Here is a 15,880-nt window from a genome sequence, read left to right as displayed (position 1 = left end):
CAAGCTTGATGCCTTAATTTCAATATTTCAGCATAAATAAAAGATCAATGAATACTCATAATTTTGAATTAGATCTTGTTTTGTCATCATTTATAAAGCAAATCACAAATTTCAGATGTCTTATCGGTAGACTTTGTGATAAATAATTGCCGTAATGGATTAAGAATATTCAACCTGAATTTATTATTGTCATGATTTTGTATCGTAAAAACACGATATAATGCAGTTGAATCATTTGATTTGAAAATGTTCTTTAAGATAAGAGAGTAAGCAATGAGTCAACCAGAAGCCAACACTCAAGCCATTTTACCGACTTGGGCAGATGCTGCACTATTTAAAGGCATGCTGCGTGGTATCGAGCGTGAAAGTCTGCGTATGCAAGGCAACGGCTTTTTATCTCAGACCAATCATCCTGAGACATTGGGTTCAGCATTGACTCATCCGCATATTACGACAGATTATTCTGAAGCTTTAATGGAATTTATTACACCACCTAAAGCAAATATTCCTGAAGCATTGAATTTTTTAAAAGATATTCATGCGGTGGTGAATCGTCATTTACTTGAAGATGAAAAACTATGGCCATTGTCCATGCCATGTATGCTTGATGACGAAGAAGAAAATATTCGTCTAGCACAGTATGGTTCATCTAATATTGGTAAATTTAAAACACTTTATCGTCGTGGTTTAGGTGTGCGTTATGGTCGCCGTATGCAGACCATTTCAGGCGTACATTACAATATTTCATTTCCGAATGAAGTGTTTGAAGCATTACAACAACATGAAGTAGATGACCGCTTAAAAGCTTTGAGTTTGCAGGATTATCGTAGTCATCGTTATTTGGGATTAGTACGTAACTTTATCCGCTTAACACCACTTGTCACCTATTTGATTGGGGCGAGTCCATCTGTTTGTAAGTGTTTTATGACAGGGCGTGAGCATCAGTTATTGCCTTTGATTAAAGGTACATTATATTTACCGTATGCAACGGCACTCCGTATGGGGCGATTTGGTTATCAAAACTCAGCGCAGAAACAATTGGGTATTCATTATAATAATTTAAAAGATTATGTGGCGGATTTACAAAAAGCAGTTTATACGCCTTACCCACCTTTTAGTCGTTTAGGTTTAGACGATGCCAATGGCGAACCGATTCAGATCAATGATCACGTTTTACAAATTGAAAACGAATATTACAGTTTAGTTCGACCAAAACAGATACCTGAGGCAGGTGAGACCCCATCACAAGCTTTGGCAAACCGTGGTATAGCTTATGTCGAATTACGTGCGGTTGATGTCAATCCGTATAGTGATATTGGGATTAATGAAGATACCGCAGCATTCTTAGAAGTGATAGCGCTGTATTGTTTACTCAAAGATAGTCCTGATTTACCTGAAAGTGAACAAGATTTGATTGATCAAAATCAGGCAGAAGTGGTCAACCGTGGTCGAGCGCCGAATGCTAAAATTTTGGAGCCGAATGCTGAGTATTTGCTAGTAGATTGGTTGAATTTACATATAACGGCAATGTTACCTTTGGCTGATTTACTCAATCAAACCTACGCAACGGACATCTACAGTAATTCAATGCAGTTGATGAAAACACGTATTAATCATGTCGAAAAAACTCTATCTGCTCAAGTGATTGCAGATACATTGAAACATGGTGGTACATGGAGTTTTGGTAGTTTTATGGCTTTAACACATGTAAAAAATTACCAAGAACATGTATTAAGTGATGAACTTTTAACGTATTTTGAACAGCTTGCAGTGTCATCTAAAGACAAGCAACAACAACTTGAGCAAGATACAACAGTAAGTTTTGAACATTATTTGAAACAATTTAGATAAACGTTAAATGATGTATTGAAATAAAAAATAAGAGGAATAGCCATGCAGTGGCGTAGTTATCGTGTTGTCAGTGGTTTTTTATTTATTGCTAGCGTTGTAGGCATGGCTTTTGCGCTGTATCTCGAACACTTTCAGGGACTTGAGCCTTGTCCACTTTGTGTGTTCCAGCGTATTGGCTTAATTGGGCTTGGGTTGATTTCGCTAATTGCATTTCTACATAATCCAAAATCTACAGGATTGAAACGTGGTTATGCTTTTTTAGGTACGCTTGCGATTGGATGGTCGACAGGTGTAGCCGCACGTCATGTTTGGCTGCAAAACTTACCAGCTGATCAAGTGCCTAGCTGTGGTCCAGGTTTGGATTATTGGGTTGATACTTTGCCATTGAAGTCAGTCTTTGAAAATGTACTCAAAGGCTCAGGCGAATGTGCGATGGTTGATTGGACCTTCTTAGGTCAGTCATTACCTGTATGGTCATTTGCATTTTTTGCTGTTTTGATTTTGGTGAGTTTGTGGCAACTAGTTAGAAAATATCCTGCTTAATTTTCTTGTAAATTTGATTCAAGAAAAGCCCGTTGAAACGGGCTTTTCTTATTTTTAGGTTTCTACAATACCTTGTAGATTTTCAAGTTGGATTAAGTATTTACGGATTTGTTCTTCTGCAATTTCGTCATGGTGCGGATAAAACCATTTTGCAACTTGCTCTGCAACTTCAGCGTGAAATTGAATTTCAAAATGATTCAAACCATAAAATACAGCTTTATGCGATTCAGGTAGTTTTAGTTGATAGCGTGGATTTGGATGTTCACCTAAAGCACTTTTTACACTCACCAAATAATCACCAATCACTTTAAGCGTGCGATTTTTACGATTTTCAAACTCAAGTGTTCCTGCAACCAAGAAAGTATTGATATGTGAAGGAAGCGGTGCGGGTTTGCGATTATCATCAACCTGACCAATACGTGCAGCGTTATGTTCCCAATCATCATCACGCACACTACCATAACGTAAATCTAAAATACCGTTACTGCGAATATTGACAATGTGACTAATCAATTTAATCAAAGGGAAACGTCCTACTTTATCTTGTAGCGCAAAACCAAAACGTTCTAATACTGCACCATGATGGGGTGAACCAAGACAGACTAAATTTTCAACCATATGTAACCATTGATGCATATTTTGCTTGCCGTAAAACAAAGCACTACGTGAGACTAGTCCCCCCATACTATGTCCAATTAGGTCAATACTTGTAATGCGTGGATTACGTTTCACTAAATCTTCGAGTATATTGGCAAGAGAACGACCATTGGCTGAAATACGTCGACCTGTATTGTAGTGTAAATACAACATGGTGTTGTTATCACGTTGAGCCAATAGTTTTTCACCTATGCCACCATTACCACGACTTGTCCAATCCTGATGATTCATACATAAGCCATGTGAAAAAATCACCACACGACCAGCTAAATCTCCTTGCTGTAAAGCACCATAGTGATCGTATAAATTACTCGTAATCGCAAGTGGGTTATGTGTGGCAAGTAAGTAATCTCCCAATACACCATTTAAAACACTGATTAAAAAGTTCAGCGTGTAGGTCAGTGGTTTTTCATGCAGATTAGGAAACTGCTCAATGATTTTACGCAAAGCTGGCGCAAGCAAATGATTGCTATAAGTTTGCAGACTATTAAATCCGAGCGTATAAATTTTTTCGACGATAGGAGAATTTTGAAAACGTTTAGCTTTTTGTTTACTTAGTCCAAATAGGCTCAATAAAACTTCACGCTGGATAGAGCGAATTAGATCTTGTGCAACACTACTGACAGGTGCGCTTAGCAACTGTGCTAAACCCTCCAATACATCTGCCTGACTTGGCGGAGAACGATCCCATTTACAATAGGTTTCGTGCAGTGGTGTTAAACTAGTCATATGCCATTATCCTCAATTATCTTAATACGCATTCCAATGCTTTCTTTTTGATGAGGATCAAGGTATAAATCCTCAAATCATTGTATTAACGTGTTCATCCTGAACATCTCTAAAATACTGATGATTACGTTAAAGTTTTAATTTTTTGTCGGACAATTTAGTCATACATACAAATTAAAACAAAAATGTGATTTTGGTCACACTAATAATTAGAGCGTTTATTAAACAAAAGCAAATTTTTTAGATATGAATATTCTCTATTTACATGGTTTTCAAAGTAGCGCGTTATCGATCAAAGGACAACAACTAAAAGACTACTGTACACTTTATACATCGTATACAGTACATCTACCTGATTTAAATATGCCTCCATTGCAAGTCATAGAAACAATATCTGATTTGATTAGGCAATTGGATGATGTGGTATTGGTCGGAAGTAGCTTAGGTGGATTCTATGCGACACAATTGGTCGCGAAGCATAGTGTACCTGCTGTTTTGATTAATCCTGCTATGCGACCATGGCTTTTGTTTCAGGAGCATATTGGTTCGCAGTTACCTTATAAGGTCAGTGAAAATTGGATACTTGATCAGCAACAACTTGATGACCTTGAGCAGTTAGCCGTACCATTTGTTCAGGATGCAGACAAACTCTTGGTTTTGTTGCAACAAGGCGATGAAATTTTGGATTATCGCGATGCTGAAAGGTATTATAGTGCAACATCTCATACATCAATGACCATGACAGAAATGCATGGCAATCATGCGATGGAAAATTTTGCAGATAAAATTCCAATGCTGTTGGAATTTTTATCCTACTCCGTAAAATAAAAGGAAAAATATTAACGTGTCTTATACAGCCCAATCTCTTGAGGTTTTATCTGGTTTAGATCCTGTTCGACGTCGTCCAGGGATGTATACCGATACCACTCGTCCAAACCATTTGGCGCAAGAAGTGATTGATAATGCTGTCGATGAGGCACTTGCAGGTCACGCCAATAAAATTACAGTAAAAGTCTATAAAGATGGTTCATTGTCCGTAGAAGACAATGGTCGTGGTATGCCAGTCGATATTCATCCTGAATATGGTCAAAGTGGTATTGAAATTATTCTGACTAAACTACATGCAGGCGGTAAATTCAGCACAGATAATTACCAATTTTCAGGTGGTTTACATGGTGTCGGGATTTCTGTGGTCAATGCTTTGTCAGATCGTGTGGAAGTTGAAGTACAGCGTCAAGGTAACCTTTATAAAATGGTATTTGAGCATGGTGAACCTGTTGCACCACTCGAAGTTTTAGAAGGTAAAGCACCTAAACGTGCTACAGGAACAACTGTCCGTTTTTGGCCAGAAGAAAAATATTTTGATTCACCGAAATTTGCCTTAAAAGCACTGAAACATAATTTAAAAGCCAAAGCTGTCTTAGCTGCAGGTTTAAAAATTACGTTTATTGATGAAATTAATAGTGAAACAATAGAGTGGCAATTTGAGAATGGTCTTGTCGACTATTTGATGGATGAACTGGAAGATCGGGAAATTGTGCCTGATCCTGCTTATGTTGCTACAGGTGAAGGTGAGCGTGCGAATGCTGAATTTGCTATTTGTTGGAATGCTGAGGGTGGTGAACAGGTTCAAGAAAGTTATGTGAACCTTATTCCAACCGCACAAGGCGGTACCCATGTGAATGGCTTGCGTTCAGGTATGACTGATGCAATGCGTGAGTTTTGTGAACTGCGTAACTTGTTGCCACGTAATATGAAACTCTCTGCGGAAGATGTGTGGGATGGCGTAAATTATATTTTGTCACTCAAGTTTCAAGAACCACAATTTTCAGGGCAAACCAAAGAACGTCTTTCAAGCCGTGAAGCATCGAATATTATGCTCAATATTGCCAAAGATGCTTTTGCTTTATGGCTCAATCAAAACTCAGACGTTGCCATGCAACTTGCTGAAATGATGATTGCTAAAGCAGGTCGCCGTTTAAAAGCCGCAAAAAAAGTTGAGCGTAAAAAAATTGTTGCAGGTCCAACTTTACCTGGAAAATTATCAGATTGCGTTGGGCATACGCTTGAAGAATCTGAATTATTTATTGTAGAGGGTGATTCTGCTGGTGGTTCAGCTAAGCAAGCCCGAGATAAAAATTTCCAAGCGATCATGCCAATTCGTGGGAAAATTTTGAATACTTGGGAAGTCTCTTCCGATGAAGTACTGGCATCTCAAGAAGTTCATAATATTGCCATAGCCATCGGTGTCGATCCGGGCAGTGATGATCTGTCAGAATTACGTTATGGCAAAGTCTGTATTCTTGCCGATGCGGACTCAGATGGTTTACATATTGCGACATTGCTTTGTGCTTTGTTTGTGAAGCATTTTCCAACTTTGGTGGAAGAAGGACACCTATATGTTGCAATGCCGCCGTTGTATCGTATAGATGATGCTAAAGATGTCTACTATGCTTTAGATGATAGTGAACTTGAGTCTATTTTGAAAAAAGTAAAATCAAAAAATCCACAAATTACCCGATTTAAAGGTTTGGGTGAGATGAATGCCAGTCAATTACGTGAAACGACTTTAGATCCAAATACCCGCCGTTTGGTACAGTTAGATTTGGATGATACGCAGTTCACAACAGGTCTATTAGATAAGCTTTTGGCAAAGAAACGTGCGAGTGACCGAAAAGAATGGCTTGAACAGAAAGGTAATTTGGCTGATTTAGTTGTTTGATTGTTCATAAAAAATCCCCGATGATCGGGGATTTTTTATGATTAAATTTCCATATTTTCAATCCATAGGAAGTAGCCACCATATTGGCTTGTTTTAAATTCAGCGCCTATAGCTTTGCCTTGCTCCGTCAAAAAGTGTTTTCCATTTTCATTTAAGGTCAACAAGCCCTTTTCTACAAATTTTTCTAGAAGTTCTGCCGTTTTAAGTTTATGTTTTGCTGCTAATTTAGATGAAGTTAATTTGTTAGAACTTTCATTGGCTTCTACAATAGTTTCATTTGTATTTTCTATATTGACTTCATCAAGTGAGATTCTAACTTCATCGCTAATACGAATAATACGTTGAGCTTCTTCATAAGCATCTTTATAAACATCAAAATCATCATCTTTTTGAATTAAAATTCCCATTTCATTGTTATTGACTTGGCTAAATTCGTATAAGTTAAGGCTAGAAATAATACAGCTTTGTTCATTTAAATAGCATTTAGCATGTAAGTTTTTGCAAAAACTGATACGGATATATTCTAACTTTTGCATCCATTTAATTTCATCTGGGTGTAAATCACTTTTACCATAAATAATACGAATATCAATTTTCAGACGATTTTTATCTTCTAATAATTCTTTGATCCGATCATTGAGTCTGAGATATGGGCTGATTAAAATAAGACGTTCTTTTGCATTTTTAATCAGTTCTTCTAAAAAGAAATTTGTTGCGCTCGTATTCAGGAATTTAGCCATTAACCCACCAAATTATTTCAAATATTTATATATGCATTAAAACATATAAATATCAAATTCTTAATTGTTTTCAACTTTAAAATAAATACCATCTGCATATACATTGTGTCCAAAACCACAGCCTGAATTGCCATCACTTTGTGTAACTTTAATTGAGTTTCCAGAAGTAGTATCACTTTTAAAATTTAAATCAATTTTACAATCTTCATAACGGTAAACGGCTTGTTTTTTAGAAAGTGGCATTGTGATATCAAATTCTCCCATATTTGGTCCATAAACCAGACTGCGAATGCCCATATATAAGCCATCAAATTCAATTTGATAAGAAGTTTTATTATTTTTGACAGTAAGGTAATTCCACTCACCAAAACCAGCATAACGCACATATTGCCCTGATAAGTCTGTCGATGGTTTTGGCTTTGGTAGTTGTTGTAAATTAAAACGGGTACTTTGAGGTTCTATTTCATCTCGAATATTGAGTAAATACCATGCTCGTGCCCATAAAGGCTGATTCATTTTGGCATAAGTTAAACCAACATTATTATAGGCGATTGCAACATCACGATCGCTAACTTTGACTGTAGTATCATCAGCATTCAGCATACAGAATTGAGACCAAGATGCTTGATTTTTAAATTGCTCTAATGCTTTTTTATATTGTTTTTGATCATAGAGTTTTTTTCCATTATTGGCATATTGTTTTAATTTGGCACAGCCTTGTTGTAACTCTTGTTCATAAGAGAGCTCTGCATGAGTGGAGGTCATTGCGATTAATCCTAAAGCGCAAAGCGATCCTGAAAAAATTGTTTTTATCATGATGCTAATCCTAAAATATATTTCTGATTTAATGAGATTCATCTAAATTTAATTGCATTAACACTAAGTCACGCCATTTTCCAAATTTTTCCCCAACTTCGGGCATAAAACCCGATTGTTTAAAGCCTAATTTTCCATGGAGCTGAATGGAACTTATATTTTCTGAATCAATTGCTGCAACCATAACATGCTTGTGATGAGCGGTAGCATGTTCAATCAATTTACTCATTAATGCTTTGCCTAAGCCCAAACGTGTAAATTTCGGATCAATATAGACAGCATGCTCAACGGTTTGATCATAACCATTAAAATTTCTAAAACTGGAATATTCAGCATAGCCTGAAATGACTTGAGTTTCTGTTTCTTCTGCGACAAATAGTGGAAACTCTGCTTCCTGTAAATACTGAAACCATTGCTGATATTCTTCTAATGATTTTGGTTGATTATTCCATGTTGCAACACCATGCTCAATTTCAGCATTGTAGATTTGCATAATATATGGAATATCGTGTAGCTGAGCGGGGCGGATGATTAAATTCATAAAAGACGGCATGGTAGCTTATTTATATTTTATTGTAGATCATCTGATTGATCAGGCAATAAAAAAGCAAGACCATAGTCTTGCTTTTCAAAAACATTGTTAAATATCGAATTAGAAGTGATATTTAACTAAAGCGCTGACATTATTTTCGTCTTTGCCTTTAATGCCGAATTTGTTATTCCACACAGAATGTTCAATACCTAAGTATAAACGTGTATCTGGAGAAATGTGTTTACCTGCATTCCATTTCCACTGAGTTGTCCAGTTGAGTTCGCTTGCATGAGGAACATCATCTTTTTCAGCAGTTGACCAATCTAGGAAACCATCAACTAGGAAATCTTCTGATCCTAGTTTAAATGGCACACCGTAAGTGATGGTCATTTGATAGTCATCTTTTTGGATGTCATTATTCGCGCGGTAAAAGTTTACACTTGCAAATTGTGTGTAAGGAATAGCAAGATCAAAACCAACGCCATAAAGGAAGTTGTCAAAATCGTTACCAAAATCGTCTTGGTTACTTTCCCATGTAGTTGAAATTAATACATCTTTAACAGGACCAGCAGAAAATTTCATTCCAGACACTTCACCAAGGCTTAAACGAGGAGATAACTCGAAATAAGTCAGTTTATTGTCATCACCGCCACGCATACGATCCATAAAGAAGAATACATCTGCATATTTTACTTTTGCAGCATATTCAACGGTCAGCGTTGTTTGTTGCTCATCGACAACTTCATAGTTTTCACCATAAAGTCCAGTTAAGCTGAAGTCTTGCCAAATAGGCGCAGCTTGAGTGAATGTCGCAGTTGTTGCTAAGGCACAAATTGTTGCAAGTTGAGTCAGTTTCATGTGATTAATCTCTCCCCCAAGAAAGCGCCTTAAGGATACAGATTATTAAGCAAAAATAAAGTTAAAACTGATCAGACGTTGAAGAATAATGTAAATGCTGTCTTTAATGTAAAATTGTAGCAATTGATTAAAAGACAGAGCAAAAGACATTTTAAAATAATATTTGGATGACTTTTGATCAAAAAAAATTATTTTAAAATTAATAAAAAACAATCAGATGAATTCAAGTGTAACAAGTTGTCAAGTTTCATATTGTTTTCATAAATAATTGAAAAATGTACTTGCATATTTTCCAATAAGGCTTGATATTGAAGACATAAGAACACGAATCTGCAGACTCAAAGGTGTTCATCCGATCAATTGTGGAGGTATATTCCAGTACATTGAAGATGATCAAGCTGATATGGAACAGCAAGCTAAAATTGAGCCCAAAATATAAAATTTTGTGCAAATTCTATAACTCTCAATTAAAGAAAGAGGATGATAATTTATGAACATTGAAATCCGTACCGATAAAAATATTCAAAATAGTGATCGTTTAATTACTTATGTGCGAGATGAGTTGAATAATGAATTTCAGCGTCATACTGAGCGTATTACGCAAATTTCAGTACATATTAGCGATGAAAATGGTGACAAGGGCGGAGATGATGACATCCGTAGCATGATTGAAGTGAAAGCTGCTGGTTTAAAACCTGTCGTTGTTACCCATAACGGTAAAAATATTGATACTTCACTGCACGGTGCAATTGAACGAGTAAAACGTAGTCTTGAGCATGTACTTGAGAAAAAAGAAAATATTCGTGGAGGTAAGCTTGAGCTTGCTGATGTCGATGCTGATCTTGATGAAGCATAGATCGACATTTAAATAATACAAAAAAGCCCTTCGGGGCTTTTTTTATGCGTGAATTTTTAAAAAAATTGAAAAATAATACATAATTTTTCTTTATTTAAATCTTTAATTTTAGAATGGCTTAGATATTTTTATAATGAGTTAGAATTAAAAAATGTTAGTTGATTTCAATATCGTTAAGTTGAATAGATAAAAAATACATTATTAGTATAAATTTTCATCAGACCCTAGATAAAGTTGACAAGAATTCGGCATAATGTTTATTCAGATAGAAAGAGTGATCAATATGTTAAATGCGCAGCAGCAAGTTTTTTTACAAGCCTTGGAAGAATTAGATCTTGCACAGGTTCAGCGTCTGCTCGCAGACGGTCTTGATCCAAACTTTATTGATCCTGAAAAAGGTCCTGCTGTGTCAGTATGGTCAGATGGTTTATTTAAATGGTGGGAAGCTATTTGTGAAGCCTATGAAGCAGGTCAAGAATTGACGGCTGAACAAAAACAACAGACTTTACAAGTACATCTTGATATTTTGGATGCACTTATTCTGGCAAAAGCGAATCTACATTTGTGGGATGCTGAAGAAAGCTATGGTCCGCTTTGGGATGCAGCAAGTGCAGCATGTACACCTGCGGTATTACGCTTACTTGATCATCAGGTTAATCCAAATACCCGTGATGAAGAAGGTAAAACTATTTTAACATCGATTAGTGATCTATTCTTTGATCAAGATTTTGATCAAATTGATTGGTCACAAGCATTACCTGAAGAAAAAGAAACACTTGAGTTACTGCGTAGTCGTGGTGCGAAGATGTCAAAAGAATTGAATTAATAGAGCCCTGAGTAATAACATGATAACAATGCAAAAATTGACTTTAATCCTTGCTTCTACTGTGAGTATGGGAAGTATGGCTGCGGACTTTTCATTTGATCGTCCAGGAAGCGGTTTTGGTACAGGTATTACACCTGTAGGACAAGTGGCTTGGGAGCAAGGTTTACCAAGCGTAAACTATACCGAGTCTACTGTTGATGGCGCTAAGCAAAAAACACTGTCTTTAAACGGTGATACGTTACTTCGTACAGGTTTGGCATCAGGTTTAGAATTACAACTTGGTTGGCAAGGTCCTGCGTGGACTCAAGTCAAATACAAGGGCGATAAATTTGATGATTCAGGTTTAGGCGATGTCAGTATTGGTTTGAAAAAAGCAATTGATCTAGATGATGATAAATTATCTATGGCAATTTTAGCGCAAGCACAAATTGCAACAGGTAACGAAGGATTTACTGCAGAAGATGATATTTATAGCATCGGAACAGCTTTAGACTACCAATATAACGACTTACTGACTACAAGCTTAACGATGAATTATCAAGTTCAAGATGGTGAGTGGGGCGTGACTGCAATTCCAACTGTTGGCTATAAAATTGTAGGAAATTTATCAGGTTACTCAGAATTTGTTTACCGTAAAATTGAAAGCCAGCCTTATGAGTATGCTTTGGGTACAGGTTTAATTTATGCATTAAATGACCGTACGCAACTCGATGCGAGCATTGGTATTGATTTGGAAGGTCGTGACAAAGCTTATAATGGTGGTTTAGGGATTTCGTTCTTGTTCTAAGATCATAAGCTATTGACCATATAATAATATGAGAGAGTGGTTCGCCACTCTTTTTTATGCACTGTAAATTTGATTAAACTGAAAACGAATATAAAAAGAGGTTGTCATGGATTTATGGATTGGAAATAAAAAATATTCAAGTTGGTCAATGAGAGCATGGTTGGTCTGTCGCCATTTTGACATTGAATTTACAGAACATTTAGTCCAGTTAGATGGTTTAGCTGATGGGATATTTAAGCAAACCATTCAATCTATGAATCCTGTTGGCAAAGTACCTATTTTAGTGATTAATGATTTTTCGATTTGGGATTCATTTGCAATTTGTGAGTTTCTTGCTGAACAATTTCCACAAAAGCTTTTGTGGCCACAAGATACTCTAGAGCGTGCAAGGGCACGTTCACTTTGTGCAGAAATGCATAGTGGGTTTAGTGCATTACGTTCTTATTGTCCCATGAATATTCATGCCAATTTAAAAGAACTTGGGCAACAACTATGGCAACAGCATGCAGACCTTCGAAATGATTTACAGCGAGTAGAACAGATCTGGGAACTACATGAGCAAACAGGAGATTTTTTATTTGGTAAATTTAGTATTGCCGATGCTTTTTTTGCACCTGTAGTAATGAGGGTAATAAGTTATGGGTTACCCACCAATCAAAAAAGCCAAGCTTATATGAACAAAATAATACAAGTTCCTGCTATAGCTCAGTGGATTGCTGAAGCAAAGCTTGAGCTAACTTCTATTTAAATGAATATGAATATCAGCTTTGATAAATGTGTACCTGATTACGGCCTTTTTGTTTTGCAATATATAGCGCTTTATCTGCTGAATGAATAACAGAATCAATGCATTGTGTTGGGTTTGACATTGCTAGCCCGAAACTTGCTGTGAGTGAAATAAATTTATCGGCTGATACAGGAATGCGCAAATATGAAATGGCGAGACGACAGTGTTCAGCAATCGCATGTGTTTGTTCTAGCGTAATATTTTGTAAAGAAAAAATAAACTCTTCACCACCAAAACGAGCAACAAGATCTTGTTCAGGTAAATGAGATTTTAGGCATTGAGCAACTTGTTTTAAAGCATTGTCACCCACGCTATGTCCATATTGGTCATTGATGGTTTTAAAATGATCAAGGTCGAGTAGAATAATGGCATAGTTGTGTGCAACTGCTTGAACTCTTTTTAATTGTTCATTGAAATGGCGACGGTTAAACAGAGTGGTCAATGGATCTGTTTGGCTGAGGGTTTTAATTAAAGACTCACGATGACGCCATTGAAAAAGTAGAATTTCGCAAAGGATTAAGCTAGCAAATGCGATTGGTATTACAAAATAAGCCATGCTACTGACCCAAAATATATTTAAAGTGGGTGAAAGAAGTTCAGGTGTAAATAAAGGCGAATAAGGTAAATCATGAGTTAGCGTCAGATAGCTGAGAATAATATATACAATACAAGCAAAAATTAGAGGGAAATAGACAAAGCGGTGTTCAAATAGAATTAGCCCCAAACCAGATATACAAATAAATGCGATCACGGTCGCTGGACTAAATAATCCAATCAGATAGCCATCACGCATGATCACGGCAACAAAAATATTGAGAATGGCATAGGGAAGAGCTGTTTCAGCCCATTGTTTACCTTGGAATAACCAGCATGGCAAAATTAAAAACAATAATAAAAAAAAACTAGCAAGATTGAGATAAATTTGAAATTTCAATAAACTCATATCGACCCAATGCCAAAGTGAAGGGGTCAATAAAATAAAAATTTTCCACAATAGCCAAAGCAAATGCATCGTACATGCAAGACTTAAAATCAAGATGCACTTATTGAGATTGCTCCAATTCATAATGATATTATTATGTAATATTTTATTAAGAACAAAGCGAAGTTTTTTTGTCTGTTTTCCAAGATTCATATGTGTATGTTGAGCGGTATGCTCTGAAGATATGGAATGATGTTCTACTAATAATAGGGCATCCAGATCTATAAAAAATTACAATATAAAATAGAAATTATTTCGGTAAACAATTTCTATTTTAGGTCTTAGCTTGCAATAGTACTGTGATCACGAATTTGGTTAATACCATTCGATTTCGCTGCAAAAAGTGCCTGATCTGCTTGTTGTAAAATGGCATCACTATAAGCATCTTGTTCAGAAACAGAAATACCACAGCTTGCCTGTAATAATATAGATTGAGTTTTTACTTTGAGTAATTTACTTTGTACATTTTCCGCAATTCGGCGTGCAACGCTGTTTGCATATTCAAGGGTAATATTGCTCAGAATAAGAATAAACTCATGCTCGCCATAACGACCAATTAAGTCGGTTTCACGCAAATTATCGGAAATAATACTTGCAGTTGAAATCAATGCGACTTCAGCAGCTTTAATTCCATATTGTGCTTGAATGTCTTTATAGTTATCGACATTGAGTAGCACAATTGCATAGCTAATTCCAATTTGTGGATGTAATTCTTTTAAGTATGAATTGATACCAAATTGATTATATAGACCTGTTAAAGGGTCTGTAATCGTATCATCTGCCATTGTTTGGTTGTTATTAATCCATCCGTTTATAAACGAATTTTTAATCACATTTTTAAAAAATGTATGTAATTTGCGACGTCTTTCGGAATAAATTTTATTTCGCATAGCAAATTTCTCCTCCGATTATTTATGTATTTTTATTGCTCATTGACGAAAATATACGCTTTTAAATAATAAAGATCAAACATACTTATTCGTTAATTTGTTGAATTAACTCATTAATAATTATAAATTAGTGAATTTTATCACACTATTTACAAAAATAATCAGAGTAAGCGCTCTAATAATTTGGATGAATAACTAATCTTGTCACATTCCTATTTTTGGGAAAGACTATATCGTAAAGTATTGGTATTTATTAATTTGTTATTATTTTTAAATATAAACTATAGATTGTTAATTTAAAACTTAAAATTGTAAGTAAATTTAACGTCCAAAATTTAAAATTTGAGCCTAAATTTGATTTAAGCTCATAATATATATTTGTATTAATCTTGATCTAGTCGATGCGCAAAAGTTGCAATATCTGCTAAAGAAGTTTTAGCTTCATCAAACCATGGGCTAAACATTTGGAAGTTATGCCACATGCCTGTATACAGTTTTAATGTTACATCAACTTTGGCTGCTTTGGCTTTGGTTTCAAAGCGATTTGCATCATCGAGTAAAATTTCTTTAGAACCAATTTGAACGAGTGTTGGAGGTAAGCCTTCAAAATCACCAAAAATAGGTGAAAGTTCAGGTTGGGATTTATCCATGCCTTTGGGCACATAAAATTCTATACCTGTCTCAAGGGCTTCGATTGACAGTAAAGCATCATGTTTTTGATTGTAACGTAAAGACTCACTTGTCAATGTTAAATCTAAAAAAGGAGACATGAGAATCAGACCCGAAGGTAACAATTCAGGATCTTCATTTTTCAGTTTTAGTGCTAAGGCAAGTGCTAAATTTGCACCACAAGAATCGCCTGAAATAATAATATCTTTGGGTAAAATACCTTGTGATAAAAGTTGTAGATAAGCATCATAAACAGCTTCACTCGCTTCAGGATACTGATGTTCAGGTGCAAGTGGGTAGTCAAGATGCAGCACCTGCATTTGAGTACGTACCGCAATTTCAGATAAAAATGCCCGATGCGTTTTGAGTGAGCCGACAAAAAATGCTCCACCATGAATATGAAAGATCAATTGAGTGGCACTTTTTTGTGGTTTAATTTCTTCAGCAGGAATACCTGCGAGGCGTAAAGAACGAATTTTTACATCTTTATGTTGGGGGAAAACTCGAGTGAGTTGTTCCAATGCAAAACGCACTGCAGTGGGTGGGATATTGAGACGACTAGGCATTTTAAAACTTGTCTTTAAAATGCTCTCTGTAAGATATTGTTTCAAAGCAGGATTAAACTTCATATTTTG

The 15,880-nt window shown here is 35.9% G+C and carries 16 protein-coding genes; 8 read left to right on the top strand and 8 right to left on the bottom strand.

The genetic code is table 11. The features are described from left to right. Nucleotides 1-273 precede the first annotated feature (273 nt). Together gshA and FW754_RS06195 are read left to right on the top strand one after the other, a co-directional pair. Nucleotides 274-1,851, top strand: a complete 1,578-nt coding sequence (gene gshA / locus FW754_RS06200) for a glutamate--cysteine ligase (protein ID WP_409510667.1) — start codon at nt 274-276, stop codon at nt 1,849-1,851. Between the two features lie 42 nt (nt 1,852-1,893). Then, nucleotides 1,894-2,394: a disulfide bond formation protein B gene (locus FW754_RS06195; RefSeq protein ID WP_409510668.1), complete on the top strand. Its 501-nt coding sequence runs from the start codon at nt 1,894-1,896 to the stop codon at nt 2,392-2,394. Nucleotides 2,395-2,448: 54 nt separating this feature from the next. Here the strand turns inward: FW754_RS06195 and FW754_RS06190 are convergent, their stop codons facing one another. Further along, nucleotides 2,449-3,780, bottom strand: a complete 1,332-nt coding sequence (locus FW754_RS06190) for a PGAP1-like alpha/beta domain-containing protein (protein ID WP_409510669.1) — start codon at nt 3,778-3,780, stop codon at nt 2,449-2,451. A 246-nt stretch (nt 3,781-4,026) separates the two neighbouring features. On the opposite strand from FW754_RS06190, the gene FW754_RS06185 reads away from it, so the two are divergent. Both FW754_RS06185 and parE read left to right on the top strand, forming a co-directional pair. Then, the gene (locus tag FW754_RS06185) at nt 4,027-4,608 is read left to right on the top strand and encodes a YqiA/YcfP family alpha/beta fold hydrolase (RefSeq protein ID WP_446324133.1); all 582 of its coding nucleotides are present in this window, start codon (nt 4,027-4,029) and stop codon (nt 4,606-4,608) included. A gap of 16 nt (nt 4,609-4,624) precedes the next feature. Further along, a complete protein-coding gene (gene parE / locus FW754_RS06180) occupies nt 4,625-6,502 on the top strand; it encodes a DNA topoisomerase IV subunit B (RefSeq protein ID WP_446324132.1) in 1,878 nt (625 codons plus the stop codon). A 41-nt stretch (nt 6,503-6,543) separates the two neighbouring features. Here parE and FW754_RS06175 read toward each other — a convergent pair whose 3' ends face one another. The 4 genes from FW754_RS06175 to FW754_RS06160 form a co-directional block, all read right to left on the bottom strand. Next, complete coding sequence (locus FW754_RS06175; RefSeq protein WP_446324131.1) at nt 6,544-7,242, bottom strand: phospholipase D family protein; 699 nt, start codon at nt 7,240-7,242, stop codon at nt 6,544-6,546. Nucleotides 7,243-7,302: 60 nt separating this feature from the next. Continuing rightward, nucleotides 7,303-8,058 carry a hypothetical protein gene (locus FW754_RS06170; RefSeq protein WP_419346203.1) on the bottom strand — a complete coding sequence of 252 codons (756 nt, stop codon included), beginning with the start codon at nt 8,056-8,058 and terminating at the stop codon, nt 7,303-7,305. Between the two features lie 28 nt (nt 8,059-8,086). Then, entirely contained in the window at nt 8,087-8,599 is a 513-nt protein-coding gene (locus FW754_RS06165) for an N-acetyltransferase family protein (protein ID WP_446324130.1), read from the bottom strand. Nucleotides 8,600-8,710: 111 nt separating this feature from the next. After that, entirely contained in the window at nt 8,711-9,448 is a 738-nt protein-coding gene (locus FW754_RS06160) for an outer membrane protein OmpK (RefSeq protein ID WP_446324129.1), read from the bottom strand. Nucleotides 9,449-9,938: 490 nt separating this feature from the next. On the opposite strand from FW754_RS06160, the gene FW754_RS06155 reads away from it, so the two are divergent. The 4 genes from FW754_RS06155 (at nt 9,939) to FW754_RS06140 (ending at nt 12,665) form a co-directional block, all read left to right on the top strand. Next, on the top strand, nt 9,939-10,304 hold the full coding sequence (locus tag FW754_RS06155; RefSeq protein ID WP_409510676.1) for an HPF/RaiA family ribosome-associated protein: 366 nt from the start codon (nt 9,939-9,941) through the stop codon (nt 10,302-10,304). Between the two features lie 283 nt (nt 10,305-10,587). Further along, nucleotides 10,588-11,130, top strand: coding sequence for an ankyrin repeat domain-containing protein (locus FW754_RS06150; protein WP_409510677.1), 543 nt, complete (start codon nt 10,588-10,590; stop codon nt 11,128-11,130). A 19-nt stretch (nt 11,131-11,149) separates the two neighbouring features. Next, nucleotides 11,150-11,917: a transporter gene (locus FW754_RS06145; RefSeq protein ID WP_446324128.1), complete on the top strand. Its 768-nt coding sequence runs from the start codon at nt 11,150-11,152 to the stop codon at nt 11,915-11,917. A 106-nt stretch (nt 11,918-12,023) separates the two neighbouring features. Beyond that, a complete protein-coding gene (locus tag FW754_RS06140) occupies nt 12,024-12,665 on the top strand; it encodes a glutathione S-transferase (protein ID WP_446324127.1) in 642 nt (213 codons plus the stop codon). A gap of 13 nt (nt 12,666-12,678) precedes the next feature. Here FW754_RS06140 and FW754_RS06135 read toward each other — a convergent pair whose 3' ends face one another. The 3 genes from FW754_RS06135 to FW754_RS06125 all read right to left on the bottom strand — a co-directional run bounded on the left by FW754_RS06135 (nt 12,679) and on the right by FW754_RS06125 (nt 15,874). Next, on the bottom strand, nt 12,679-13,770 hold the full coding sequence (locus FW754_RS06135; RefSeq protein WP_446324126.1) for a GGDEF domain-containing protein: 1,092 nt from the start codon (nt 13,768-13,770) through the stop codon (nt 12,679-12,681). Between the two features lie 197 nt (nt 13,771-13,967). Then, nucleotides 13,968-14,576, bottom strand: coding sequence for a GGDEF domain-containing protein (locus tag FW754_RS06130; protein WP_409510681.1), 609 nt, complete (start codon nt 14,574-14,576; stop codon nt 13,968-13,970). A gap of 383 nt (nt 14,577-14,959) precedes the next feature. After that, the gene (locus FW754_RS06125; RefSeq protein WP_409510682.1) at nt 14,960-15,874 is read right to left on the bottom strand and encodes an alpha/beta hydrolase; all 915 of its coding nucleotides are present in this window, start codon (nt 15,872-15,874) and stop codon (nt 14,960-14,962) included. Nucleotides 15,875-15,880: the final 6 nt, after the last annotated feature.

The organism is Acinetobacter sp. 1207_04 (genome assembly GCF_052850415.1).
The sequence above is the reverse complement of the archived record's forward strand: the minus strand, read 5'-3'. Positions and strand labels throughout refer to the sequence as shown.